Annotated in this window: 22 protein-coding genes; 7 read left to right on the top strand and 15 right to left on the bottom strand. The window is 63.9% G+C overall.

Annotated elements, in window-relative coordinates; genetic code table 11:
• Positions 1-7: 7 nt before the first annotated feature.
• Both ACT531_RS13355 and ACT531_RS13350 read right to left on the bottom strand, forming a co-directional pair.
• The gene (locus ACT531_RS13355; RefSeq protein ID WP_015015062.1) at positions 8-274 is read right to left on the bottom strand and encodes a metal/formaldehyde-sensitive transcriptional repressor; all 267 of its coding nucleotides are present in this window, start codon (positions 272-274) and stop codon (positions 8-10) included.
• A gap of 170 nt (positions 275-444) precedes the next feature.
• A complete protein-coding gene (locus ACT531_RS13350) occupies positions 445-1,206 on the bottom strand; it encodes an SDR family oxidoreductase (RefSeq protein WP_476017716.1) in 762 nt (253 codons plus the stop codon).
• A gap of 96 nt (positions 1,207-1,302) precedes the next feature.
• On the opposite strand from ACT531_RS13350, the gene ACT531_RS13345 reads away from it, so the two are divergent.
• Positions 1,303-2,247 (top strand): AraC family transcriptional regulator, encoded by a 945-nt coding sequence (locus tag ACT531_RS13345; RefSeq protein WP_476017715.1) that lies wholly within the window; start codon positions 1,303-1,305, stop codon positions 2,245-2,247.
• A 74-nt stretch (positions 2,248-2,321) separates the two neighbouring features.
• On the opposite strand, the gene ACT531_RS13340 is transcribed toward ACT531_RS13345, so the two are convergent.
• From ACT531_RS13340 to ACT531_RS13310, 7 genes are all read right to left on the bottom strand, one after another.
• Positions 2,322-3,632: a citrate synthase gene (locus ACT531_RS13340; RefSeq protein ID WP_015015059.1), complete on the bottom strand. Its 1,311-nt coding sequence runs from the start codon at positions 3,630-3,632 to the stop codon at positions 2,322-2,324.
• 59 nt (positions 3,633-3,691) lie between these two features.
• Positions 3,692-4,018 (bottom strand): FAD assembly factor SdhE, encoded by a 327-nt coding sequence (locus ACT531_RS13335; protein WP_015015058.1) that lies wholly within the window; start codon positions 4,016-4,018, stop codon positions 3,692-3,694.
• A 33-nt stretch (positions 4,019-4,051) separates the two neighbouring features.
• Complete coding sequence (locus ACT531_RS13330) at positions 4,052-4,756, bottom strand: succinate dehydrogenase iron-sulfur subunit (RefSeq protein WP_015015057.1); 705 nt, start codon at positions 4,754-4,756, stop codon at positions 4,052-4,054.
• Positions 4,757-4,778: 22 nt separating this feature from the next.
• A complete protein-coding gene (gene sdhA, locus ACT531_RS13325; RefSeq protein ID WP_015015056.1) occupies positions 4,779-6,587 on the bottom strand; it encodes a succinate dehydrogenase flavoprotein subunit in 1,809 nt (602 codons plus the stop codon).
• Between the two features lie 22 nt (positions 6,588-6,609).
• Positions 6,610-6,975, bottom strand: coding sequence for a succinate dehydrogenase, hydrophobic membrane anchor protein (gene sdhD / locus ACT531_RS13320; protein ID WP_015015055.1), 366 nt, complete (start codon positions 6,973-6,975; stop codon positions 6,610-6,612).
• Positions 6,976-7,038: 63 nt separating this feature from the next.
• Entirely contained in the window at positions 7,039-7,473 is a 435-nt protein-coding gene (gene sdhC / locus ACT531_RS13315; RefSeq protein ID WP_056064896.1) for a succinate dehydrogenase, cytochrome b556 subunit, read from the bottom strand.
• Positions 7,474-7,606: 133 nt separating this feature from the next.
• A complete protein-coding gene (locus ACT531_RS13310; protein WP_295944751.1) occupies positions 7,607-8,395 on the bottom strand; it encodes a GntR family transcriptional regulator in 789 nt (262 codons plus the stop codon).
• Between the two features lie 235 nt (positions 8,396-8,630).
• Between ACT531_RS13310 and ACT531_RS13305 the strand changes: the two genes are divergently transcribed.
• From ACT531_RS13305 to sbmA, 6 genes are all read left to right on the top strand, one after another.
• Positions 8,631-9,617: a malate dehydrogenase gene (locus ACT531_RS13305; RefSeq protein WP_015015052.1), complete on the top strand. Its 987-nt coding sequence runs from the start codon at positions 8,631-8,633 to the stop codon at positions 9,615-9,617.
• 20 nt (positions 9,618-9,637) lie between these two features.
• Positions 9,638-10,705 (top strand): HpcH/HpaI aldolase/citrate lyase family protein, encoded by a 1,068-nt coding sequence (locus ACT531_RS13300; RefSeq protein WP_476017714.1) that lies wholly within the window; start codon positions 9,638-9,640, stop codon positions 10,703-10,705.
• Between the two features lie 32 nt (positions 10,706-10,737).
• Positions 10,738-11,373: a hypothetical protein gene (locus tag ACT531_RS13295; protein WP_476017713.1), complete on the top strand. Its 636-nt coding sequence runs from the start codon at positions 10,738-10,740 to the stop codon at positions 11,371-11,373.
• An 89-nt stretch (positions 11,374-11,462) separates the two neighbouring features.
• The gene (acnB, locus tag ACT531_RS13290) at positions 11,463-14,054 is read left to right on the top strand and encodes a bifunctional aconitate hydratase 2/2-methylisocitrate dehydratase (RefSeq protein ID WP_476017712.1); all 2,592 of its coding nucleotides are present in this window, start codon (positions 11,463-11,465) and stop codon (positions 14,052-14,054) included.
• A gap of 144 nt (positions 14,055-14,198) precedes the next feature.
• Positions 14,199-16,754: an ankyrin repeat domain-containing protein gene (locus ACT531_RS13285; RefSeq protein ID WP_476017711.1), complete on the top strand. Its 2,556-nt coding sequence runs from the start codon at positions 14,199-14,201 to the stop codon at positions 16,752-16,754.
• Between the two features lie 150 nt (positions 16,755-16,904).
• A complete protein-coding gene (gene sbmA, locus ACT531_RS13280) occupies positions 16,905-17,894 on the top strand; it encodes a peptide antibiotic transporter SbmA (RefSeq protein ID WP_209819890.1) in 990 nt (329 codons plus the stop codon).
• Positions 17,895-17,998: 104 nt separating this feature from the next.
• On the opposite strand, the gene ACT531_RS13275 is transcribed toward sbmA, so the two are convergent.
• From ACT531_RS13275 to cyoB, 6 genes are read right to left on the bottom strand one after another with little or no spacing between them, the layout of a single operon-like run.
• A complete protein-coding gene (locus ACT531_RS13275) occupies positions 17,999-18,544 on the bottom strand; it encodes a response regulator transcription factor (protein WP_209819891.1) in 546 nt (181 codons plus the stop codon).
• 19 nt (positions 18,545-18,563) lie between these two features.
• Positions 18,564-19,895 carry an ATP-binding protein gene (locus ACT531_RS13270; RefSeq protein ID WP_060984686.1) on the bottom strand — a complete coding sequence of 444 codons (1,332 nt, stop codon included), beginning with the start codon at positions 19,893-19,895 and terminating at the stop codon, positions 18,564-18,566.
• Positions 19,870-20,688, bottom strand: a complete 819-nt coding sequence (locus tag ACT531_RS13265; RefSeq protein WP_476017710.1) for an SURF1 family protein — start codon at positions 20,686-20,688, stop codon at positions 19,870-19,872. Before ACT531_RS13265 ends, ACT531_RS13270 begins: the two co-directional genes overlap by 26 nt.
• Complete coding sequence (gene cyoD / locus ACT531_RS13260; protein ID WP_476017709.1) at positions 20,688-21,110, bottom strand: cytochrome o ubiquinol oxidase subunit IV; 423 nt, start codon at positions 21,108-21,110, stop codon at positions 20,688-20,690. The genes ACT531_RS13265 and cyoD overlap by 1 nt, the downstream gene beginning before the upstream one ends.
• Positions 21,111-21,746, bottom strand: coding sequence for a cytochrome o ubiquinol oxidase subunit III (gene cyoC / locus ACT531_RS13255; RefSeq protein ID WP_015015041.1), 636 nt, complete (start codon positions 21,744-21,746; stop codon positions 21,111-21,113).
• Positions 21,739-23,742, bottom strand: a complete 2,004-nt coding sequence (cyoB, locus tag ACT531_RS13250; RefSeq protein WP_291446878.1) for a cytochrome o ubiquinol oxidase subunit I — start codon at positions 23,740-23,742, stop codon at positions 21,739-21,741. The genes cyoC and cyoB overlap by 8 nt, the downstream gene beginning before the upstream one ends.
• Positions 23,743-23,746: the final 4 nt, after the last annotated feature.

The raw sequence follows: 23,746 nt of genomic DNA, 5'->3' as shown, positions 1-23,746 counted from the left end.
GCGAAGGCTACTTCAGGTACGAGCGAAGCAGCGTGAGTGTCTCGTCCAGCGCCTGCGGTGCGGCGGAGGGCTGGGCCATCAGCGTTTCGCGCACATGGCTGTCCAGCAGGTCGGTCATCAACCCGTGCACGGCGCCGCGCATCGCCGCCAGCTGCTGCAGGATGGGCGCACAGTCGCTGCCCGCCTCGACGGCGCGCTCCAGCGCTTCCGCCTGGCCACGGATGCGGCGCAGGCGGGTGATGGCGCGTTGCTTGTCTTCGGCGGAATGGGGCATGGGGGCGGCGCCCGTCACGGCCAGGGGTGGCGGGAGGGGCGTATGGAACGAGATACTAGGCGGTAGTATAAATCTGAAGCGCTTGATAGATAAGCGCTACGAGTGCAAAAGATGCTTTTACTAGGGGGTAGTATGTGCTGGCGTTCGCCTTTGCCCCTCGCCCCCGGGGTTTACGCCGCGCTGCTGCTGTGCAGTGCCGCAGCCTGGGCTTCCGCGTCGGCGCCCGCAGGCAGCCGGATCGGGCACGACGGATCGGTGGCGGCGCGCCACACGGCCTGCGCCACGTCGGCAGCATGGGTGACCAGCGCATGGGATTGCGCCCACCCCGCGAAGACACGCTGGGCCACGGCGTCGTAACTCTCGGGAACCGAGCCCATCCGTGGGCGGGCGTTCTCCCCGAAGCGGGTTTGCGGTGCGCGCCCCGGGAGGACCAGACGTGCCTGCACGTTGAAGGACTCCAGCTCCAGCGCCAGCGATTCGGTGAACGCGTTGACTGCCGCCTTGCTCGCCCTGTACACAGACAGCAGCGGCAACGGCTCCAGCGTCACGCTCGACGTCACATTCACGATCACCCCGGAGCGCCGCTGTCGGAGCTGCGGCAGCACCGCCTGCGTCATCGCGATGGTGCCGAGCGTGTTGGTCTCGAACACGTCCCGCACGGTCGCCATCGATGTACCCTCCAGCGCATTCAGCAGCCCGATCCCGGCGTTGTTGACCAGCACGTCGAGTGGGCCGGCCGCAGCGACGGCGTCACGGATGCTGTCCTCGCGGGTCACGTCCAGCGCCACGATGCGCAGGCGCTCGCTGGTCGGAAGCAGTTGTGGCTGCGGCGTGCGCATCGTAGCGACCACGTTCCAGCCTTGGTCCAGGAAATGGCGGGCGGTTTCGAGGCCGAAACCGGAGGAGCAGCCGGTGATGAGGACTGTTTTCATGGGGATTCCAATCAGTGGTTGAGGTGCCCTAACGATAGGCCGGAGTGGCAGGACTTGATACACTGAGAAGTCGCAAAATATGTTCTGAAAGTCCAGATGTCCGACCCCTTTGCCGATGTGGTGGCCCTGCTGCAGCCGGGCGCGCCTTTCTCCAAGGTCGTCACCGCCGCAGGGCGATGGCGTGTGCGCCGCAGCGAGCCCGGGCGTACGTTCTACTGCGCCGTCCTTGACGGTGCATGCCAGCTGGAAGCGCAAGGGCATGAGCCCGTGGTGCTGCAAGCGGGGGATTTCGTCCTCATCCCTTCCACCCAAGGCTTTTCCATGTCCAGCCTGCCGCCCCCAGGGCAGGACCAGCCAGAGGCGGTGCCGGTGGTCTTGCCGGGCGGCGAATTCCGCCTGGGCAGTACCACGGCAGCACCGGAGGTGCGGTACCTGGTCGGCTACTGCGTGTTTGGCGCACCCGACGCGGACCTGCTGGTGACGCTGCTGCCCCAGCTGATGCACGTGCGCGGAGACAGCCGCTTGGAAACCCTGGTGCAGCTGGTGGCCGAGGAATGCCGGGCAAACCGCCCCGCCCGCGATGTGGTGCTCGCCCGCCTGCTCGAAGTGCTGCTGGTGGAGGCGCTGCGCTCGACGGCCGGGACGGCGGCCTCGGCGGGCCTTGCGCGCGGGCTGGCGGACGAACGGCTGGCGGCGGCATTGCGGAGCATGCACGCCAGCCCTGCGCAGCCCTGGACGGTTGCGCAGCTGGCCAGGGAGGCTGCGTTGTCACGCTCTGCCTTCTTTGAGCGCTTCAGCCGCGTGCTGGGTGTGGCGCCCATGGAATACCTGCTGACCTGGCGCATGGCGTTGGCGAAAGACCTGCTTCGGCGCGACGATTGCGGCATGGCAGAGATTGCCGAGCGCACGGGCTACAGCTCGGTCAACACCTTTGGCGTGGCGTTCACCCGCCACGTGGGCATGCCGCCTGGGCGCTACGCTCGGGCGCAGGTTCGGGATCATGCCCACGACTCCGCGGTGGTCGCTGAGGCGCATGCGTGAGGCAACAAAAAAGCCCGCAGGCATTGCCTGCGGGCTTTTTTGTTGGGAGCGGTCGGCGCAGTGCGCCGCACCGATCAGCGGCTGGCCAGGGGAGGCACGTCGCGGCGCACGGAGCCGGTGAACAGCTGGCGGGGGCGGCCGATCTTGTACTCGGGGTCGCCGATCATTTCGTTCAGCTGGGCGATCCAGCCCACGGTGCGGGCCAGGCTGAAGATGCCGGTGAACAGGTTCACCGGGATGCCGATGGCACGCTGCACGATCCCGGAGTAGAAGTCCACGTTCGGGTAGAGTTTGCGCTGCACGAAGTAGTCGTCTTCCAGGGCGATCTTTTCCAGTTCCTTGGCCAGCTTGAACAGCGGGTCGTTTTCCAGGCCCAGCTCGGCCAGCACTTCATTGCAAGTCTCTTGCATGAGCTTGGCGCGGGGGTCGTAGTTCTTGTACACGCGGTGGCCAAAGCCCATGAGCTTGACGCCGGAGTTCTTGTCCTTGACCTGCTTGATGAAGTCGCCGATCTTTTCCACGCCGCCTTGGGCCTGGATGTCGTACAGCATGTTGAGGGCTGCTTCGTTGGCGCCGCCGTGGGCAGGGCCCCACAGGCAGGCCACGCCAGCGGCGATGGCAGCGAACGGGTTCGTGCCCGACGAGCCGCATAGACGCACGGTGGAGGTCGAGGCGTTCTGCTCGTGGTCAGCGTGTAGGATGAAGATGCGGTCCAGCGCGCGTTCCAGCACGGGGTTGACCTTGTACTCTTCGCAGGGCGTACCGAACATCATGCGCAGGAAGTTGCCTGCATAGCTCAGGTGGTTCTGCGGGTACATGTAGGGCTGGCCCATGCCGTACTTGTAGGCCATGGCGACCAGGGTAGGCATCTTGGCGATCAGGCGGATAGCGGCGATCTCGCGGTGCTGCGGATTGTTGATGTCCGTGCTGTCGTGGTAGAAGGCCGACAGAGCGCCCACCAGACCGGTCAGCACAGCCATGGGGTGCGCGTCGCGGCGGAAGCCACGCAGGAAGAACTGCATCTGCTCGTTGACCATGGTGTGGTTGGTCACGCGGCTGGTGAAGTCGGCCTTCTGAGCTGCGTTGGGCAGATCGCCGTACAGCAGCAGGTGGCAGGTTTCCAGGAAGTCGCAGTTTTCGGCCAGCTGCTCAATGGGGTAGCCGCGGTACAGCAACTCGCCCTTGTCGCCATCGATGTAGGTGATGGCCGACTGGGTGGCTGCTGTGGACAGGAAGCCCGGGTCATAGGTGAACATGCCCGTCTGCGCATACAGCTTGCGGATGTCGATGACGTCCGGGCCGATGCTGCCCTGATAGACCGGCAGGTCCACGCTGGGGCTGCCGTTACTGAACGACAGGGTGGCTTTGTTGTCAGCTAGCTTCATTGTTACTTTCCTTGGGTAGGTTGCCGATACGAATCCGGTCTTGGTGCGAGGGCCGGGTGTCAGGCATGCACTGCCGTGGCGCCACCGCTTTGTCTCAGCATGCCGAGCACTTCACGCGCTTCTTGTGTGTCTTGGTCGCCCGAGGGCTCTCGCCGCCGCAGCAGCAGGTCCAGCAGGTCGTTGTCCGCCAGATCCATCAACGCGTTGAGGCCTTGCGCATGGCGCTGCGTCAGCGTCGATTCGAAGCGGTGGAAGAACTTCTCGATGAACAAGTCGTTCTCCAGCAGGCCGCGCCGGCAGCGCCAGTGCAGCTTGCTCAGCTCGCGTTCGTCCAGCAGCGGCGAAGCCGCTTCTGGCGCGATGGATGGGGTGGACGTCGTTTGCATGGACCGGGGTGTAGGACGATGAACGGGTCGCGCTCAGATGGCGCGGCGCACCATCAGTTCCTTGATCTTGCCGATGGCCCGGGTGGGGTTCAGGCCCTTGGGGCACACGTCCACGCAGTTCATGATGGTGTGGCAGCGGAACAGGCGGTACGGGTCTTCCAGGTTGTCCAGGCGCTCCGTGGTGGCTTCGTCGCGGCTGTCGGCGATGAAGCGGTAGGCCTGCAGCAGACCCGCAGGACCCACGAACTTGTCGGGGTTCCACCAGAAGCTGGGGCAGCTGGTCGAGCAGCTGGCGCACAGAATGCACTCGTACAGGCCGTTCAGCTCTTCGCGCTCTTCAGGCGACTGCAGGCGCTCGGTTTCGGGCGGCACGTTGTCGTTGACGAGGTAGGGCTTGATGGAGTTGTACTGCTTGAAGAACTGCGTCATGTCCACGATCAGATCGCGGATGACGGGCAGGCCGGGCAGGGGCTTCAGGACCACGGTGCCGGGCAGCGTGTTCATGTTGGTCAGGCAGGCCAGGCCGTTCTTGCCGTTGATGTTCATGGCGTCCGAGCCACAAACACCTTCGCGGCAGGAGCGGCGGAACGACAGCGTGGGGTCTTGCGCCTTGAGCTTCATCAGGGCGTCCAGCAGCATGCGTTCGCTGCCGTCGAGTTCGACTTCGACGGTCTGCATGTAGGGCTTGGCGTCCTTGTCAGGATCGTAGCGGTAGATTTGGAAGGTGCGTTTTGCCATGGTGGGGTGCTCCTGTATCCGTTTAGAACGTGCGAACCTTGGGCGGAACTGAGTCCACGGTCAGGGGTTTGAGTTTGACGGGCTTGTAGGTCAGGCTGTTGCTCTCGCTGTGCCACAGGGTGTGCTTCATCCAGTTGGCATCGTCGCGGCCCAGCGGTGCCACTGGGTCGTCTGCGGGGCGCTCGTAGTCGCTCACCGTGTGGGCGCCACGGCATTCCTTGCGGGCAGCTGCAGACACCATGGTGGCTTGCGCAGCTTCGATCAGGTTCTCGACTTCCAGCGCTTCGATGCGGGCGGTGTTGAACACCTTGGAGTGGTCCTTCAGGCCCACGCTGTTCACGCGGTTGCGCAGCTCGGCAATCTTCTTGACGCCTTCGTCCATGCTCGCTTGCGTGCGGAACACGCCGGCGTGCAGCTGCATGCTGGCGCGGATGTCGTTGGCCACGTCCTGGGCGTATTCGCCGCTGCTCGCGCCTTGCAGGCGGTTGAGGCGCTCCAGGGTGCGGTCGGCCGCGTCCTTGGGCAGGGGCTTGTGGTTCTTGTTCTTGTCGTTGAACTCGACGATGTGGTTGCCAGCTGCGCGGCCGAAGACCAGCAGGTCCAGCAGCGAGTTGGTGCCCAGACGGTTGGCGCCGTGCACCGATACGCAGGAGCATTCGCCCACTGCGTACAGGCCGTTGACCACCAGGTTGTCGTTGCCGCCTTGCTGCACCACGACCTGGCCGTTGATGTTGGTGGGGATGCCACCCATCTGGTAGTGGATGGTGGGCACCACAGGAATCGGTTCCTTGGTGATGTCCACGTTGGCGAAGTTGACGCCGATTTCGTACACCGAAGGCAGGCGCTTGTGGATGGTGTCTGCGCCCAGGTGGTCGAGCTTGAGCAGCACGTAGTCCTTGTTGGGACCGCAGCCACGGCCTTCCTTGATTTCCTGGTCCATCGAGCGGGACACAAAGTCGCGCGGTGCCAGGTCCTTCAGGGTGGGCGCATAGCGCTCCATGAAGCGCTCGCCATTGCTGTTGAGCAAGATGGCGCCTTCGCCGCGGCAGCCTTCGGTCAGCAGCACCCCCGCGCCGGCCACGCCGGTGGGGTGGAACTGCCAGAACTCCATGTCTTCCAGCGGAATGCCGGCGCGCGCGGCCATGCCCAAGCCGTCACCGGTGTTGATGAAGGCGTTGGTCGAGGCTGCAAAGATACGGCCTGCGCCACCGGTGGCCAGCAGAGTGGTCTTGGCTTCAAGAATGTGCAGGTCGCCGGTTTCCATTTCCAGCGCCGTCACGCCCACCACGTCGCCGTCGGCGTCGCGGATCAGGTCCAGGGCCATCCACTCCACGAAGAAATTGGTGCGGGCCTTGACGTTTTGCTGGTACAGCGTGTGCAGCATGGCGTGGCCGGTGCGGTCGGCCGCAGCGCAAGCGCGTTGCACGGGCTTTTCGCCGTAGTTGGCGGTGTGACCACCGAAGGGGCGCTGGTAGATCGTGCCGTCGGTGTTTCGGTCAAACGGCATGCCCATGTGTTCCAGGTCGTACACGACCTTGGGGGCTTCGCGGCACATGAACTCGATGGCATCCTGGTCGCCGAGCCAGTCGGAACCCTTGATGGTGTCGTAGAAGTGGTAGTGCCAGTTGTCCTCGGACATGTTGCCCAGCGACGCGCCGATGCCGCCCTGGGCCGCCACGGTGTGCGAACGGGTGGGGAAGACCTTGGAGAGAACCGCAACGTTCAGGCCCGCGCGGGCCAGTTGCAGGGATGCCCGCATGCCGGAGCCGCCGGCCCCGATGATGATGACGTCAAACTTGCGCTTGGTGATGTTGGCTTGTGTGTAGCTCATTGTGTACCTTCAATCGCGGGAATCAGAGACGCCACAGAACCTGGATGCCCCAGCCGGCGCAGCTGACCAGCCAGACGATGCTGAACACTTGCAGTGCCAGGCGCAGGCCCACGGGCTTGATGTAGTCCATCAGGACTTCGCGCAGGCCGACCCACGCATGCCAGGCGATCGCGACGATCACGGAGAAGGTCAGTACCTTCATCCATTGGGCCGAGAAGATGCCTGCCCATTTGTCGTAGCCGATGGGGCCTTTGGAAAAGATGACCTGGGCCAGCAGGGCCAGGGTGAACAGCGCCATCAGGACTGCCGTGACGCGCTGGCTGAGCCAGTCGCGCAGACCATAGTGGGCGCCGACGACGACGCGCTTGGAACCGTAATTGACGGACATGGAAATTTCCTCTCGTTCTTCAACAGGCGCTGACTTACAGCGACCGCCGTTTTTGTGGGTTGATCAGTACAGGCCGAACAGCTTGGCGCCCAGCACCAGGGCCAGCCCGATGCTGATGACCAGAACGGTCAGGGCAGAGCTCTTGCCAAATTGCTTGTTCACGGCGCTGTGGCTCACGTCCATCCACAGGTGGCGCAGGCCGGCCGTGAAGTGGTGCAGGTAGGCCCAGATCAGCGCCAGAGCGACCAGCTTGATGAACCAGCCGGGCACAAAGCCGATGCCGATGTTGAAGGCTGCCGAGAATTTGGCGAACGAGATTTCGGAAGACACGGAGGTGTCGAACATCCAGATGATGAAGGGCAGCAGCAGGAACATGATCAGTCCGCTGGCGCGGTGCAAGATCGAAACCCACGCGGCAGGCGTCATGCGGTAGGTCGTCAAGTCCTTGAAGGCATTGATGTTGCGGAATTCAGGCCGTTTTTTGGCTAGTTCTGTCATTTCTGGTGCTTTCGTGGATGTAACTGCTTTGTAATTTGAAGATGCAAAGAACGCAAAATTCTATTGCAACGCAACACAAGGGTTTAGCCGGGCTTGAAATTTTCGACGTTAATGCTCGGGTGCCAGCCTGCTGTCAGCTCAATTCATTACGGTAGTGGTGGGTATCGGTGCGATACAGGCCCCGGCGTAACTCCATGGGAACATCGTTGTAGGTGTAAGCGATGCGCTCGACGCTCAGCAGCGGCGTGACGGGTGTGATTTGCAGTAGCTGGGCCTGTTCTTCGTCGGGCAGCACGGCGCGGATTTTTTCTTCGGCCCGCACCATGCGCACGCCAAAGTCGAGTTCAAACATGGCGTAAGTCGGCCCTTGGTAATTGGCCAGCTGTTCGGCTGTGAGGCCCTTGAAGGCCTGGCCGGGCAGCCAGATGTCTTCCAGAATGGTGGGCACTCCCGCAAAAGACAGAATGCGCCGGGCCTGCATGACAGCATCGCCACTGCGCAACGCCAGGGCACGGGCCACATCGGCATTGGCGCGCACGCGGCGGCAATCGATCACGCGGCGCTGCGCAGGGCCCTCCACGCGGGCGTCTCCGGTGTCGGGCAGCAGCTTCAGAAATCGGTACTGCACATGCTGTTCGGCGTGGGTGGCCACAAAGGTGCCTTTGCCCTGCCGGCGCATCACCAGGTTCTCGGCGGCCAGTTCGTCAATGGCCTTGCGCACCGTGCCCTGGCTGACGCGAAAGCGCGCAGCCAGCTCCATTTCGCTTGGGATGGCCTCGCCAGGCTTCCATTCACCCTGTTGCAGGCTCTGCAGGATCAGCCCCTTGATCTGCTGGTACAGCGGGCTGAACGCTGGCGTGGCGACGCCCGCAGCGCCTTGCTGAGCGGCTGGGTTGTCGGCTGCGAACGGAAGCGATGACATGGTGTGGGTGTGTAGGTTGTGCGTGTGCTGTGGTGCGGCAGTGCGGTTGCCCCATGACAATCGGACGACAAACGGGTTGCAATCATATCTTATATAAGACATAAGACAAATTGACCGAGGTGTCCAATCGGGGGTAAACTCCAATGCTGTTTTGCGGGGCACGGGCTACTGGTGACAGGCGCTGGTGCTTGCGTTGCACTCACACCTGTTTTCCTCACTTCCTGGAGTTTTCACCATGAGCAAGAAGCCCGTTCGCGTCGCTGTCACCGGCGCCGCCGGTCAAATCGGTTACGCCCTGCTGTTCCGTATCGCCTCCGGCGAAATGCTGGGCAAGGACCAGCCGGTCATCCTGCAATTGCTCGAAGTGCCTGTCGAAGGTCCTCAAAAAGCGCTCAAGGGCGTGATGATGGAACTGGACGACTGCGCCTTCCCGCTGCTTGTCGAAATGACCGCCCACAGCGACCCCATGACTGCCTTCAAGGACGCTGACTACGCACTGCTGGTCGGTTCGCGCCCCCGTGGCCCCGGCATGGAGCGTGCCGAGCTGCTGGCTGTCAACGGCGCCATCTTCACGGCACAGGGCAAGGCCCTGAACGCAGTGGCATCGCGTGACGTGAAGGTGCTGGTGGTGGGCAACCCCGCCAACACCAATGCCTACATCGCCATGAAGTCGGCCCCTGACCTGCCACGCAAGAACTTCACCGCCATGCTGCGCCTGGACCACAACCGTGCTGCCAGCCAGATCGCTGCCAAGACCGGCAAGGCCGTGGCTGACATCGAGAAGCTGACCGTGTGGGGCAACCACTCGCCCACGATGTACGCCGACTACCGCTTTGCCACCATCAAGGGCGAAAGCGTGGCCAAGATGATCAACGACCAGGAGTGGAACGCCAACACGTTCCTGCCCACAGTGGGCAAGCGTGGCGCAGCCATCATCGAAGCCCGTGGCCTGTCGTCGGCAGCGTCTGCAGCCAACGCCGCCATCGACCACATGCGCGACTGGGCCCTGGGCACCAACGGCAAGTGGGTCACCATGGGTGTTCCATCCAATGGCGAATATGGCATTCCCAAGGACGTGATGTTTGGCTTCCCTGTGACTTGCGAAAACGGCGAGTACAAGATCGTCGAAGGTTTGGACATCGATGCGTTCTCGCAAGAGCGCATCAACATCACGCTGGCCGAACTGCAAGGCGAGCAAGACGGCGTCAAGCACCTGCTGTAAACAAGCTGGTGAACGACGCAATGCAGCCGACGCCTGTGGCATCGGGCCTTCGGGTCGCCCAAGCCCCCGCACCGGGGCAGGGCGCTGTGTCTGTCCATCCGCGCGATGTGTTGCTCGGCGCCCAGGCGCAGACCGGGTTTCTGCCGGTTTGCGACCACTACAGCGGCGTCGAAGTGCGCATGCGCAAGAGCCTGCAATTGCAGGCCGAGATGACGCAGGAGTTTGGCACCTGCGTCTTTGATGTCACCCTCGATTGCGAAGACGGAGCCCCTGTCGGGCTGGAGTCCGCGCATGCAGCGTTGGTGGCAAGCCTGGCACTGAATGCAGCCCCGGGCGCACGGGTTGCGGCCCGCGTTCACGCAGTGGACCACCCTGCATTTGCCAACGACGTCGCCACCATTGCAGGCGAGGCGGGGCACAGGCTGTGCCACATCATGATTCCCAAGGTCGAGTCGGTAGACGATGTTCTGCTGGCTGAGCGTGCGCTGGAGCGCGCGTCGGCGGCCCATGTGCCTTTGCACGTGTTGATCGAGTCTCCCGCCGCCGTGCAGCGGGCGTTTGAAATCGCGGCCCACCCCCGCGTGCAGAGCCTGAGTTTCGGGCTCATGGATTTTGTGTCGGCCCATGGCGGCGCCATTCCCGCGCAGGCCATGACCTCTGCCGGGCAGTTCACGCACCCGCTGGTGGTGCGAGCCAAGCTCGAAATCGCCTCGGCCTGCCATGCGCATGGCAAGGTACCGTCCCATTGCGTGGTCACCGAGTTTTCGGACATGGCGGCCCTGCAAGGTGCTGTCGGCCGCGCATCGCGCGAGCTGGGCTACACCCGGATGTGGAGCATCCATCCGGCGCAGATCCGCACCATCCTGCAGGCCTTTGCCCCCCAGCAGGACGATATCGACACCGCATCCCGGATCATTGCGGCGGCAGCGTTGGCTGACTGGGCCCCTATCAGTGTGGATGGGGTATTGCACGACCGGGCCAGCTACCGCTTCTATTGGCAAATTTTGGAGCGCGCCCACCGTACCGGGCGCGCGCTACCCTTGGCGGTGCGTCAATGGTTTGACACATCCGCTTTCGTTCCATCGTGAACACCCCTGGACATTTCCACGCAGGACATCCTATGAAATTCGTCATTGCCTCCGCCCTCATGCTGCTGGCCCCGGCCTTCGCCCTGGCGCAAACAACTGCCCAGCCAGCGGCCAAGTCCGACACCAAGGCTGCCGCCAAACCCGCAGCCAAGCCAGCCGCCAAGACGGCTGCCAAGCCTGCAGAGGGCAAGACCGCGGCCAAGGGTCCTGCCAAGAGCCATGCCAAGGCCGAACCCACCAGCAGCCGCACCCAGCTGAAGAGCGCCACCAACCAGGTGGCGGCCGGCATCATTGCTGCCGAAGCAGCCCTGTCGCCCGCCGAACTGGCGATTGCCGAGCGCGTCCATGTGGGGCGCATGCCCTGCGAACTGGGCGCTTTTGTCACGGTGACCGCAGACCCCGCAACCCCCGGCCACTTCCACGTGGAAGGCAAGGGTTTCAAGTACTACATGTCGCCGGTGGCCACGACCACAGGCACGGTGCGTCTGGAGGACGCCAAGGGCGGCGCCGTGTGGCTGCAGATCGCCAACAAGTCCATGCTGATGAACCAGCGCGCGGGTCAGCGCTTGGCTGACGAGTGCATGAGTCCCGAGCAGGTCGTAGTGGCTGAAGCCATCAAGAAGAACCCACCCGTGAGCGTGCTGGACCCGCTGCCCGCTGCCAAATAAAAAGATCGCGCGCACCTCTCAACGACCGGTGTGTGCCGAGCCCGCCGCCACACCCTACGCCCCACTTTAGAACGCAACTGGAGAAAACAATGTTGAAAGCCTACCGAGACCATGCTGCCGAACGCGCTGCACTGGGTATCCCGCCCCTGCCCCTGGACGCCAAGCAGGTGGCTGAACTGATCGAACTGATCAAGAACCCACCCGCTGGTGAAGAGGCCTTCCTGCTGGACCTGCTGACCCATCGCGTGCCACCGGGTGTGGACGACGCTGCCAAAGTCAAGGCCAGCTTTCTGGCGGCCGTGGCGCATGGCGACATCAAGGTGGGCCTGATCTCCAAGGCCAAGGCCACGGAACTGCTGGGCACCATGGTGGGCGGCTACAACGTGCACCCGCTGATCGAATTGCTCGACGATGCCGAAGTGGCCGGCGTGGCCGCAGAAGGCCTGAAGAAGACCCTGTTGATGTTCGACTTCTTCAATGACGTCGCCGCCAAGGCCAAGGCCGGCAACGCCAAGGCGCAGGAAGTCATCAAGAGCTGGGCCGATGCCGAGTGGTTCACCACCCGTCCTGAAGTCGAAAAGAAGATCACGGTCACCGTGTTCAAGGTGCCTGGCGAGACCAACACCGACGACCTGTCGCCCGCGCCGGATGCCTGGAGCCGCCCCGACATTCCGCTGCACTACCTCGCCATGCTGAAGAACACCCGCCCCGATGCAGCGTTCAAGCCCGAGGAGGATGGCAAGCGCGGTCCGATGCAATTCATCGAAGACCTCAAGAAGAAGGGCAACCTCGTGGCCTACGTGGGCGACGTGGTGGGCACCGGCTCCAGCCGCAAGTCGGCCACCAACAGCGTGATCTGGGCCACCGGCCAGGACATCCCGTTCGTGCCGAACAAGCGTTTTGGCGGTGTGACCCTGGGCGGCAAGATTGCTCCCATCTTTTTCAACACGCAAGAAGACTCGGGCTCGCTGCCGATCGAAGTCGATGTGTCCAAGCTCGAAATGGGCGACGTGGTCGACATCCTGCCCTACGACGGCAAGATCGTGAAGAACGGCGCCACCGTGGCCGAGTTCAAGCTCAAGAGCGATGTGTTGTTTGACGAAGTGCGTGCGGGCGGCCGTATCAACCTCATCATCGGCCGTTCGCTGACGGCCAAGGCGCGCGAGTTCCTGGGCCTGTCAGCCTCCACGCTGTTCCGCCTACCCCAGGCACCTGCCGCTTCGAAGGCTGGCTTCACCCTCGCTCAGAAGATGGTTGGCCGCGCCGTGGGTCTGCCAGAAGGCCAGGGCGTGCGCCCCGGTACCTACTGCGAACCCAAGATGACGACCGTGGGCTCGCAAGACACCACCGGTCCGATGACCCGCGACGAGCTGAAAGACCTGGCCTGCCTGGGCTTCTCGGCCGATCTGGTCATGCAGTCGTTCTGCCACACGGCGGCCTACCCCAAGCCCGTGGACGTGAAGACCCACCGCGAACTGCCTGCGTTCATCAGCAACCGTGGTGGCGTGGCTCTGCGTCCTGGCGACGGCGTGATCCACAGCTGGCTCAACCGCCTGCTGCTGCCTGACACCGTGGGTACAGGCGGCGACTCGCACACGCGTTTCCCCATCGGTATTTCTTTCCCCGCAGGCTCTGGCCTGGTGGCTTTCGGCGCTGCTACGGGCGTGATGCCTCTGGACATGCCCGAGTCGGTGCTGGTGCGTTTCAAGGGCGAAATGCAGCCGGGCGTGACGCTGCGCGACCTGGTGCATGCGATTCCGCTGTACGCGATCAAGGCGGGTCTGTTGACGGTGGCCAAGGCGGGCAAGAAGAATATCTTCTCGGGCCGCATTCTGGAAATCGAGGGCCTGCCCAACCTGAAAGTTGAACAAGCGTTTGAATTGTCCGACGCCTCTGCAGAACGCTCTGCCGCTGGTTGCACCATCAAGCTCAACCCCGAGCCGGTCAAGGAATACCTGACCAGCAACGTGGTGCTGATGAAGAACATGATCGCCGATGGCTATGCAGACGCCCGCACGCTGCAGCGCCGCATCGAGAAGGTCGAAGCCTGGCTGGCCAACCCCAACCTGCTCGAAGCCGACAAGGACGCGGAATACGCCGCCGTCATCGAGATCGATCTGGCCGACATCAAGGAACCCATCCTGTGCTGCCCCAACGATCCGGACGACGCCAAGACCCTGTCGGAAGTGGCTGGCACCAAGATCGATGAAGCCTTCATCGGCTCTTGCATGACCAACATCGGCCACTTCCGCGCAGCCGCCAAGCTGCTCGGCGGTAGCCGTGACATTCCCGTCAAGCTGTGGGTGGCACCGCCCACCAAGATGGACGAGAGCGAACTGATCAAGGAAGGCCATTACGCCAACTTTGGTGCCGCCGGTGCTCGCACTGAAATGCCCGGCTGCTCGCTGTGCATGGGCAACCAGGCACAGGTGCGCGAAGGCGCCACGGTGGTGTCCACCTCCACCCGCAACTTCCCCAACCGCCTGGGTAAGAACACCAACGTGTTCCTGGCCTCCGCCGAGCTGGCCGCCATCGCGTCCAAGCTGGGCAAGATCCCCACGGTGGCCGAATACCACGAAGCCATGGGCATCGTGAACAAGGATGGCGCGTCGATCTACAAGTACCTGAACTTCGACCAGATCGAAGAGTACGCAGAAACCGCCAAGGGCGTCACCGCCTGATCCTCGCGTTCTTTGCGCAACAGAAGCGGCCCTCAGGGGCCGCTTTTTTTTGGCCCACCTTGGTTGTCACACAAATGTCATCTATTCGTCACTATGCTGGAGCCCATAACAAGACATCCATAACAACAACAAAAGGAGGGAGCCATGGGCAACACAATGGGACGAGGGGTTTTGCTGGTTTTCTGCGCCATCTTTGCGGTGGTGTTCGGTGCCGGCGGGTATTGGGCAGGTTTGCGCCCCTTGGCTGAAACGGCGCAGGCAGCCTGGACGGTGCGCTCATGGCAGCCTGTACCGGCCCAGGTGCTGGATGTGCAACTGAAGCAGCACGCGGGCAGCGAGGGGGGCACCACCTACCAGGTGCTGGCCCGGTACCGCTACACCGTGGGGGGCCAAACGTACGAAGCGCAGCGCGTGGGGCTGGACCGGAACTCCAGTGCCGACAACGTGGGCGACTGGCAGGCGCAATGGCACCGCACCCTGCGCCAGGCGCAGGAGCGGGGCGAATCCATCACCGCCTGGGTCAACCCCCAGGCCCCAGCCCAGGCCCTGCTGGACCGCAGCATCCGCTGGCGGCTGCAGATTTTCCGACTGCCGTTTGCCCTGGTGTTCACCGGCGTCGGGGTGACTGCTGCATGGATGTTTCTGCGCATCTTGAGGCGCCCCCAGGACGATGTGCCAGACCTGGAGCCAAGGCATTCCCTGGCCAAGGGGCAGGGGGCGCTGTGGTTCTTCGCGGTGTTCTGGTGTGGCATCGCTTTCCCCATGGCCGCCTTGTTCTGGTCGGACGCCAAAGGGCCCTGGTGGGCCAAGGGCTTCATGGGCGTCTTTGTGGTGATCGGCGTGGGCTTGGTAGCTGCCGCCTGGCAGAACAGCCGCAAGGCCTGGCGCTACCAGGGGGTTGGTATGACGGCCCTGCCTTCGCGACCCACGGCGGGGCGATCGGTCGAAATCACGCTGGTGCTGCCTGCGCGGGCTGTGCAGCAAGCTGCGGCTGAAAACCTGCGCCTGCAAGTGGCGCAATACCGTGTGGACGAATCCAGCTCCGGCTCGCCCGAGCGCCAGGTGGAGGTGCTGAAGGCCACGGCGCGGCGCCATCCGACGGGCGAGGGCGGCATGCGACTGGTAGCGCGTTTTGACCTGCCTGATGACGCCTCCACCCACGGTGCGCGGCGCGGTGGCGAGCGGGTGGACTGGCGGCTGGAACTGGTGCGTGCCGATGGTGCGCTGGAGCTGGCGTATGACTTGGCGGTCGAGGCCTCCACCCCGTCCTGGGCGGAGGCTGCTTCGGTGCCAGACCGCTTTGATCGGCGGGCACAGTGGGTGCAGGAAGTCCCCATCGAGCCACCCGGCTTAGGGCGCGATGCCGCCTCCCCGCCGTTGGATTCTCCGGGCATAGGTAAGTCCGCTGAATCCCCAGGCTTTATTCCCCCTGGCGTGCGTTTGACCGAGACACCAGACGCCTGGTCCCTCGCGTTCGAGCAGACCGCTTGGCGCTGGTCCGCGGCGGTGGCCGTGGCTTTGCTGGCGTTGGAGTGGTGGGTGAACGACCGCATCCAGCCCGGCGTCCTGGTACTGCCGAGCGGCTTTTGGGGTTGGTTGGCTTTGTTGGTGCTGCCCGCCTGGGCCTTGCATGCCGCCACCCGGCGGTGGACGCTACGGGTGCAAGACGACGGCCTGGTTGTGCGTCGCGGCTCGTGGGTTTGGTCTCACATGGCAACGTTGCCAGGCGAATCCAGCCAGTCGCTGGTGCACAAGCTGCAGTACACGGCGGGGGGGCAGGCCTACCACGCGGTGCTGGGCAAGGATGTGTCAGGGCATTCGCAAATGCTGACGCCAGGGCTGAGCGGCACGGCTGCCGCGCAGGCCGTGGGCCAGGCGGTGGCACGTGCGTGGCTGGATCGGCGAGGGCGCTTCACGCCAGGGGCGCAGCGGCCCCAGGTGGCGGCCCATTCACGTGCAGCCTGGGGTTGCTGGGCATGGCTTTTGGCTTTTGGCTTGCTCGTTTGGTGGGCACATGGCGGGCGTGCGGTGTGGTGGGCAGGTCGCAGCGCGGTGCTGCAAGCCCCTGCGGCAGTGGCCTCATCGCGCATTTGGGCGCCTGCAGATGCCCGCCTCATGGACGCCCAGAATGCGGGCGATGCCAGCGCATTGGCGCAGGCCCTGCGCGATGGCGCCAACCCCAACCTGCTGGCGGACTCCGGCTCCTCCGTGCTGATGCTGGCCGCCCACCGGGGGCAGCTGGCGCATGTGGAGGCGCTGTTACAGGCTGGGGCCCAGCCCGATTTGCGGCAGACGGCCAAAGACAGTGAGCGTGGTGACACGGCCCTGCTGCGGGCTTTTTATGGCGGCCATCTGGTGGTGGCGCAACGCCTGGTGCAGGCTGGTGCCAGCCTGCAAGCCCGCAACCGCTGGGACTGGGGGCCCGTGCACATGGCCGCGCAAAGCGGCTGTGTGCCGTGCCTGGATTGGCTCAAAGAGCAAGGGCAATCGCTGACCGAACCCGCCCCCGCCAGCCGGGGCGAGACCCCCGCCATGCTGGCTGCGGCCAAAGGGCAGGTGGCCGTGCTGCGTTGGCTGGATGAGCAGGGGGTGGATCTTTCGCAGAAAGACCCGCACGGAAAGAGCGCGTTGGATTGGGCTCGCTGGGGTGGGCAGCAGGCGGCTCAGGAATGGCTGGAGCAAAGGGCCCGGCCGCGCTAGCCAGAGGCTGGCGCCGGGTCTGCGCTCGGTGCGAAGGCTGATTGGCCGGTGTCTGCACTTTAGGCGGATGGCCGGCGGCGTTGTTTGCCGCGGAACGATCATTGCGTGTGGCACTCTGAATTCGCAGAACCATTCCAACACGGCACCACGATGTTCAAGTCCTTCTTTTTCGCCCGCCGCTGGTGGGCCTGGTCACTCCTCGGTTCTGTCGTCATTCTTCTGGCCACCGCTTACCGTGTGCAGCTGGACGTGCAGATCAACGACTGGTTCGGCAGCTTTTATGACCTGATCCAAGAGGCTCTGGGCAAGCCCGGCAGCATTACCGCAGAGCAGTTCTGGGGGCAGCTGTCGACCTTTGCACGCATCGCCATGATCTATGTGACGACGGCAGTGCTGGTGGATTTTTTCAGCAAACACTACATCTTCCGCTGGCGTCAGGCGATGAATGAGCACTACATGGCGGCCTGGCCACGCCTGCGGCACATCGAGGGCGCGGCACAGCGTGTGCAGGAGGACACCATGCGTTTCGCCCGCACCATGGAGGACCTGGGCCTGAGCTTCATGCGCAGCCTCATGACGTTAGGCGCCTTTTTGCCGGTGCTCTGGACGCTGTCCGACAAAGTCACTGCGCTGCCCCTCATCGGTGCCGTTCCGCATTCCCTGGTCTGGGTGGCACTGGCCTGGTCCTTGGGGGGCACGCTGCTGCTCGCCTGCGTGGGCGTGAAGCTGCCAGGGCTGGAGTTTCACAATCAGCGGGTCGAGGCGGCGTACCGCAAGGAGCTGGTACTGGGCGAGGATGACCCGAACCGGGCTTCTCCCCCCACGGCGGCCGAGCTGTTCGCAGGCGTGCGCCGCAACTACTTCCGGCTGTTTTTCCATTACCTGTACTTCGATGTGGTGAAGTGGTCTTACCTGCAGGTGAGTGTGCTCGTGCCCTTGGTGGCCTTGGGCCCCACGCTGATCGCGGGGGTGATCACCCTGGGGGTGATGCAGCAGATTGCCCGGGCCTTTGACAAGGTGCTGGAGTCGTTCCAGTTTCTGGTGCTGAACTGGAGCACGGTGGTGGAGCAGATCTCGATCTACAAGCGCTTGCGCGCTTTCGAGCAGCAGATGCTCAAGGCAGGGCCTGAGGCCGCCTGAGTGCGGTTCAGATGCCTGCGGGGGCGCGTGATGGCCGCACAGACTGTGCCCCCCAGGATGGCTGAGTACCGACGCAGGAGAGGGTAGCCCCAAGGCCCCTGGCGCTAGCGCACCTGTTTCTTTTCGAGCTTGCGCGTGAGGGTGCGGCGGTGCATGCCCAGGCGCCGCGCGGCCTCCGACAGGTTGAAGCCTGTCTCTGCCAGCACCTCGTTGATGCGTTCCCATTCGAGCGTCTTGATGGAACTGGAGCGGTTGGTCAGTTCCACCTCGGCATTGCCTTCCCGGAGGCCAAATGCCGCTTCGATGTCGTCGGTGTTGGAGGGCTTGGCGAGATAGTGGCAGGCGCCCAGCTTCACGGCTTCCACTGCGGTGGCAATGCTCGCAAAACCCGTGAGTACCACGATCAACATCTCTTCGTCCGCAGCGTGCAACGTCTGCACGCAGGCCAGACCGGAGGCCTCTCCCTTGAGCTTCAGGTCCACCACTGCATAGCCGGGCCGGTACTGCTCCAGCAACACCTCCACGTCGGCCAGGCTGGCTGCCTGCAACACGCTGTAGCCGCGCCGTTCAAACGAGCGGGCCAGCGTGCGCGCAAAGGCTTCGTCGTCTTCGACGATCAGCAGCTGTCGTTGCGCTTCTTCAGTGTCCACAGTGGGTTCTTTCGTTCATTCATACCTTCTGGGGCAGCGCAATCGAGGCCAGGGGCAATTCGATGGTCACCTGTGCGCCGCCTTCGGGCCGGTTGCGCGCCTCCACGCTGCCACCCAGGGTGCGGGCGACATTCAGCACCAGATACAGCCCCAACCCTCCGCCAGGGCGGTTCTTGGAGGACTGGTACGGCGTGCCCAGCTTGGACAGCATGTCGGGCGCAAAGCCGGGGCCGGCATCGGTCACGGTCATGCACAAGGCGTCTGCATTGCGCGTAACCGCCAATCTCACCCAGCCTGGCGAGGCGTCACGTGCATTGTCCAGTACATTGAAAACCATTTGCTTGAGGGTGGTGTCCGACACCATGGGCGTGTCGGTGCCGAAGTCGTTGTCGTAGTCAAACTGGGGGATCGTGCGGGTGCTGCGCCATTCCTCGGCCAGCGCATCTACGAACTTGCGCACGGTGGTCTGCACCGATGCCTCGCCGCGCGTCTCACCCGCCGACAGCAGGATCCCACTCACGATGCTCTTGCACCGCTGTACCTGCGTCTGCATCTCGGCAATGTCTTCCTTGAGTGCGGCATTGCTGGTCAGCCGCTTGTCGTGCTGCCAGTCGCCCAGGATCACCGCCAGGGTGGACAGGGGCGTGCCCAGCTCGTGTGCTGCCCCCGACGCCAGCAGGCCCATGCGCACGATGTGCTCTTCTTCCACACGGCGCCGGCGTGCGGCCGCCAGGCGGGCATCGCGCTCGCGCAGGTTGCGGTGGATGCGGGTGATGAACACCATCACCAGCGTGGCGTTGAGCACAAAGCACACCAGCAGCCCGAGCACATACAGGCTCGACAGGCCCTGGTGCAGGTCCTGCGGCAGGGCCAGCGGCAGGTGGTGGTCTGCCAGTGCCGCAAAGCACAGCACGGTGATGATCACGATAGACCAGATGTAGGCTCCCCGCAGCAGCACGGCGCCCAGCGTGATCTGCAGCAGGTACAGAAAAACGAAGGGGTTGCTGGTGCCGCCACTCAGGTACAGCTGCACCGTGAGCACCGCCACATCAATCAGCAGTGCCAGAAACAGCTCCACGTTGCGCACCGCGCGGCCCGTGCGCAGACGCAGCAGGCTCACCACGTTGAAGACTGCCAGGCAGCCGACGACGAGCAGCATCTCCTGCAGCGGCAGCTTCAAGCCCAGGCTGTAGTGCGCCATCTCGATGGTGAACACCTGGCCCACCACCGCAATCCAGCGCAGCTCAATCAGTTGCTGCAGGTTCTTGATACCGGCGGCTGCGTCAGCGGAGCGTGCGTTGCGCGGCGCAGTGGCCAGCGCAGGGTCAGGGCGTGGTGGGTGGGTGTTCATCGTGGGTCGGGAGGCGGCTGGCGGCCCGTGCGCCCATGCGGCGCTCATAGCGTGCCACATACCAGCCGGCAACGACAACCATGAGCGCAAGACCATACCAGGTCAGGGCGTACACCAGGTGGCTGTTGTGAAACCGGATGACGGTCAGGCCAGCGCGGGGCCAGCCAGAGACGGCTGAAGGAGCCGCTGCGGTACCGGGTAGCCCGGCATCCACAAAAAACGGAGCCGCCCGGGGCAGACCCAACGCGCTGCTGATGGCGGCCACATCACGCGAGTACCAGCGCTGCTGTGCCGGATCGTTGGTGCGCAGAAAGCCACCGCCGGGCTCGGTCATCCGCAACAGCCCTTGGACGGTAGCCGGGCCATCGGCGGGGGGCGGGGCCTCCAGCCATTGGGCGCGTTGCTCCTGGGGTACAAAGCCCCGGTTCACCAGCACCTGGGTGCCGTCGTCCTGTTGCAGGGTCGTCATTACCCAGAACCCCGCGCCCAGCTCGGTGACGGCCTGGGTCAGCACCGTCTTGCCGGGCAGCCAGCGGCCCTGAAAGACCACTGGCAGGTACTCGTGCTGTGCGGCACTGATGCCCGGCCATTGGTCTACCGGGGGCAGAGCGACCGGTGCGGCGTGTACCCGTTGGTCCACCCTTTCGATGAGGTCCAGCTTCCAGGTGCGGCGTTGGACCTGCCAGGTGCCCAGCGACACAAAGCCCAGGAACAAAGCCATGCCCAGCACCAGCAGGACTGCGCGGCGCAAGCCCCGGCGCGGCAGTGCCATGGTGATGGGGGCTGCGTCCATCAGGGCGTGGAGTGTCCGGGCGCCTCGTGCGTGGGCGGCGTGGGCGTGGGGTGCTCCGGCATCATGTTGGCATTCATGTGGAACATCACCCACAAGGTGCCCGCAATGGCGATGGCCACGAACACCACCGTGAAGATGGTGGACAGCAACGTCCAGCCGCCTTCGATCTTGCCGTTCATGTGCAGGAAGAACACCATGTGCACCAGGATCTGGATCACGGCAAAGCCGCCCAGCACCAGCACGGCCGTGTTGCGGTCCGCAATCACCTTGGCCATCACCAGCCAGAAGGGAATGGCTGTGAGGATGACGGACAGCACAAACCCCGCCATGTAGCCCGAAAAGGTGCTGTGGGGGCCTGCGTCGTGGTGGTGATCGTCATGCCCATGCGCATCGTGCGCGTGTGTTGCGTGTTGTGCGCTCATTTACAGCACCCCCATCAGGTACACAAAGGTGAAAACGCCGATCCAGACCACGTCCAAGAAGTGCCAGAACATGGACAGACACATCAGGCGGCGGTTGTTTTCGGGGATCAGGCCATGCTTGCCGATCTGGACCATCAGCACCACCAGCCAGATCAGGCCGAAGGTGACGTGCAGGCCGTGGGTGCCCACCAGCGTGAAGAACGCCGACAGGAAGGCACTGCGCTGTGGGCCTGCGCCCTCGTGCAGCAGGTGCGAGAACTCATACAGTTCCAGGCCCAGGAAGCACAGGCCAAACACGCCCGTGACGGCCAGCCACAACAGTGTGCCCTTCACATCGCCCAGCTGCTTGCGCAGCATGGCAAAACCGAAGGTGATGGACGACAGCAGCAGGAACGCGGTGTTGATGGCCACCAGGGTCAGGTCGAACAGCTGCGCGCCGGTGGGGCCTGCGGCATAGCTGCGGCCGAGCACGCCGTAGGTGGCGAACAGCGCTGCAAAGATGAGGCAGTCGCTCATCAGGTACAGCCAGAAACCCAGGGCCGTGCCGTTTTCAGGGTGGGGCTCGTGCGCGAGGTGGTACTCGCGCGGGGCCAGGGCGCCTGCTGCGGCGCCAGCGTGGATGCGGATATCAGACATGGCGGGCCAGTTGGAGTGTGCGGGCTTCTTCGGTGGAGATCACTTCGGATGCCGGGATGTAGAAGTCACGCTTGTAGTTGAACGTGTGGATGATGGCGGCCAGAACGACAGCCGCAAACGAGACGGCCGCCAGCAGCCACATGTGCCAGATCAGCGCAAAGCCGAACACCAGCGACAGCCCCGAGATCACCACGCCAGCGCCGGTGTTGGCCGGCATGTGGATGGGCTGAAAGCCCGCCAGAGGACGCTTGTAGCCGTGCTTCTTCATGTCCCACCAGGCATCGATCTCGTGCACCACAGGGGTGAAGGCGAAGTTGTAGTTGGGCGGGGGCGACGAGGTGGCCCACTCCAGCGTACGGCCGTCCCAGGGGTCGCCCGTCCAGTCGCGCAGCTGTTCGCGCTTGAGGAAGCTGACCACCAGCTGGATCAGGAAGCACCCAATGCCGGCGGCAATCATGGCCGCGCCGATGGCAGCGATCACGAACCAGATCTGCAGCGACTGGTCTTCAAAGTGGTTGGCACGGCGGGTGACACCCATCAGGCCCAGCACATACAGCGGCGTGAACGCCACCCAGAAGCCCACCAGCCACAGCCAGAAGGAGCGCACGCCCCAGGTGCGGTCCAGCTTGTAGCCAAACGCCTTGGGGAACCAGTAGTTGATGCCGGCAAACATGGCAAACACCACGCCGCCGATGATCACGTTGTGGAAGTGGGCGATCAGGAACAGGCTGTTGTGCAGCACGAAGTCGGCCGGGGGCACGGCCAGCAGCACGCCGGTCATGCCGCCGATGGCAAACGTCACCATGAACGCCACAGTCCACATCATGGGCAACTCGAAGCGGATGCGGCCTTTGTACATGGTGAACAGCCAGTTGAAGATCTTCGCGCCCGTGGGGATCGAGATGATCATCGTCGTGATACCGAAGAAGGTGTTCACGCTCGCGCCCGAGCCCATGGTGAAGAAGTGGTGCAGCCACACCAGGTACGACAGGATGGTGATACACACGGTGGCGTACACCATGGAGGTGTAGCCAAACAGGCGCTTCTTGCTGAAGGTGGCGACCACTTCGGAGAACACGCCGAAGGCCGGCAGCACCAGGATGTACACCTCAGGGTGGCCCCAGATCCAGATCAGGTTCACATAGAGCATGGGGTTGCCGCCCAGCTCGTTGGTGAAGAAGTTGGTGCCCACGTAGCGGTCCAGCGACATCAGCACCAGCGCAGCTGTCAGCACGGGGAAGGACGCCACGATCAGTGCGTTGGTGCACAGGGCCGTCCAGGTGAACACGGGCATCTTCATCAGGCTCATGCCCGGCGCGCGCATCTTGATGATGGTCACGATCAGGTTGATACCCGAGAGCGTGGTACCCACCCCGGCAATCTGCAGCGCCCAGATGTAGTAATCCAGGCCGGTGCTCGGGCTCTGTGCCCCCAGGTTGGACAGCGCCAGCCAGCCAGAGGTGGAGAACTCGCCCAGGAACAGCGACACCATCACCAGCACGGCACCGGCCGTGGTCATCCAGAAGCTGAAGTTGTTCAGGAACGGGAAGGACACGTCGCGCGCGCCGATCTGCAGCGGCACCAGGTAGTTCATCAGCCCGGTGACCAGCGGCATCGCCACGAAGAAGATCATGATCACGCCGTGGGCGGTGAAGATCTGGTCGTAGTGGTGCGGCGGCAGGTAGCCCATGTTGTCGCCGAAGGCCATGGCCTGCTGCAGGCGCATCATCACAGCGTCGGCAAAGCCGCGCAGCAGCATCACCAGGCCCAGGATCATGTACATGATGCCGATGCGCTTGTGGTCAATGCTGCAGATCCAGTCGCGCCACAGCGGGCCCCACAGGCGGAACTTGGTGATACCCGCCATGACGACGAGGCCGCCCAGGACCACGGCAATGAAGGTCCACAACACAATGGGCTCGTGCGCCATGGGCACGGCGTCCCAGCTCAGGCGGCCCAGCGCCCAGTGGGATGGAGAAAGGGTTTCGGAGGTCATAGGG

It is taken from the genome of Acidovorax sp. DMC1 (assembly GCF_056314325.1).
Note: the sequence above shows the minus strand (reverse complement) of the source record. Positions and strands in the feature narration are given on the sequence as shown.

Excerpts from the sequence above, each read along its gene's own strand:
- ACT531_RS13270 (WP_060984686.1), bottom strand. The coding sequence starts at position 19,895 with ATGAACACCCACCCACCACGCCCTGACCCTGCGCTGGCCACTGCGCCG.
- ACT531_RS13355 (WP_015015062.1), bottom strand. The coding sequence starts at position 274 with ATGCCCCATTCCGCCGAAGACAAGCAACGCGCCATCACCCGCCTGCGC.
- sdhA (WP_015015056.1), bottom strand. The coding sequence starts at position 6,587 with ATGAGCTACACACAAGCCAACATCACCAAGCGCAAGTTTGACGTCATC.
- cyoC (WP_015015041.1), bottom strand. The coding sequence starts at position 21,746 with ATGTCTGATATCCGCATCCACGCTGGCGCCGCAGCAGGCGCCCTGGCC.
- ACT531_RS13285 (WP_476017711.1), top strand. The coding sequence starts at position 14,199 with ATGGGCAACACAATGGGACGAGGGGTTTTGCTGGTTTTCTGCGCCATC.
- sdhD (WP_015015055.1), bottom strand. The coding sequence starts at position 6,975 with ATGTCCGTCAATTACGGTTCCAAGCGCGTCGTCGTCGGCGCCCACTAT.
- ACT531_RS13295 (WP_476017713.1), top strand. The coding sequence starts at position 10,738 with ATGAAATTCGTCATTGCCTCCGCCCTCATGCTGCTGGCCCCGGCCTTC.
- ACT531_RS13340 (WP_015015059.1), bottom strand. The coding sequence starts at position 3,632 with ATGAAGCTAGCTGACAACAAAGCCACCCTGTCGTTCAGTAACGGCAGC.
- acnB (WP_476017712.1), top strand. The coding sequence starts at position 11,463 with ATGTTGAAAGCCTACCGAGACCATGCTGCCGAACGCGCTGCACTGGGT.
- ACT531_RS13310 (WP_295944751.1), bottom strand. The coding sequence starts at position 8,395 with ATGTCATCGCTTCCGTTCGCAGCCGACAACCCAGCCGCTCAGCAAGGC.
- sbmA (WP_209819890.1), top strand. The coding sequence starts at position 16,905 with ATGTTCAAGTCCTTCTTTTTCGCCCGCCGCTGGTGGGCCTGGTCACTC.
- ACT531_RS13265 (WP_476017710.1), bottom strand. The coding sequence starts at position 20,688 with ATGGACGCAGCCCCCATCACCATGGCACTGCCGCGCCGGGGCTTGCGC.
- ACT531_RS13330 (WP_015015057.1), bottom strand. The coding sequence starts at position 4,756 with ATGGCAAAACGCACCTTCCAAATCTACCGCTACGATCCTGACAAGGAC.
- ACT531_RS13345 (WP_476017715.1), top strand. The coding sequence starts at position 1,303 with ATGTCCGACCCCTTTGCCGATGTGGTGGCCCTGCTGCAGCCGGGCGCG.
- sdhC (WP_056064896.1), bottom strand. The coding sequence starts at position 7,473 with ATGACAGAACTAGCCAAAAAACGGCCTGAATTCCGCAACATCAATGCC.
- cyoB (WP_291446878.1), bottom strand. The coding sequence starts at position 23,742 with ATGACCTCCGAAACCCTTTCTCCATCCCACTGGGCGCTGGGCCGCCTG.
- cyoD (WP_476017709.1), bottom strand. The coding sequence starts at position 21,110 with ATGAGCGCACAACACGCAACACACGCGCACGATGCGCATGGGCATGAC.
- ACT531_RS13300 (WP_476017714.1), top strand. The coding sequence starts at position 9,638 with ATGCAGCCGACGCCTGTGGCATCGGGCCTTCGGGTCGCCCAAGCCCCC.
- ACT531_RS13335 (WP_015015058.1), bottom strand. The coding sequence starts at position 4,018 with ATGCAAACGACGTCCACCCCATCCATCGCGCCAGAAGCGGCTTCGCCG.
- ACT531_RS13350 (WP_476017716.1), bottom strand. The coding sequence starts at position 1,206 with ATGAAAACAGTCCTCATCACCGGCTGCTCCTCCGGTTTCGGCCTCGAA.
- ACT531_RS13305 (WP_015015052.1), top strand. The coding sequence starts at position 8,631 with ATGAGCAAGAAGCCCGTTCGCGTCGCTGTCACCGGCGCCGCCGGTCAA.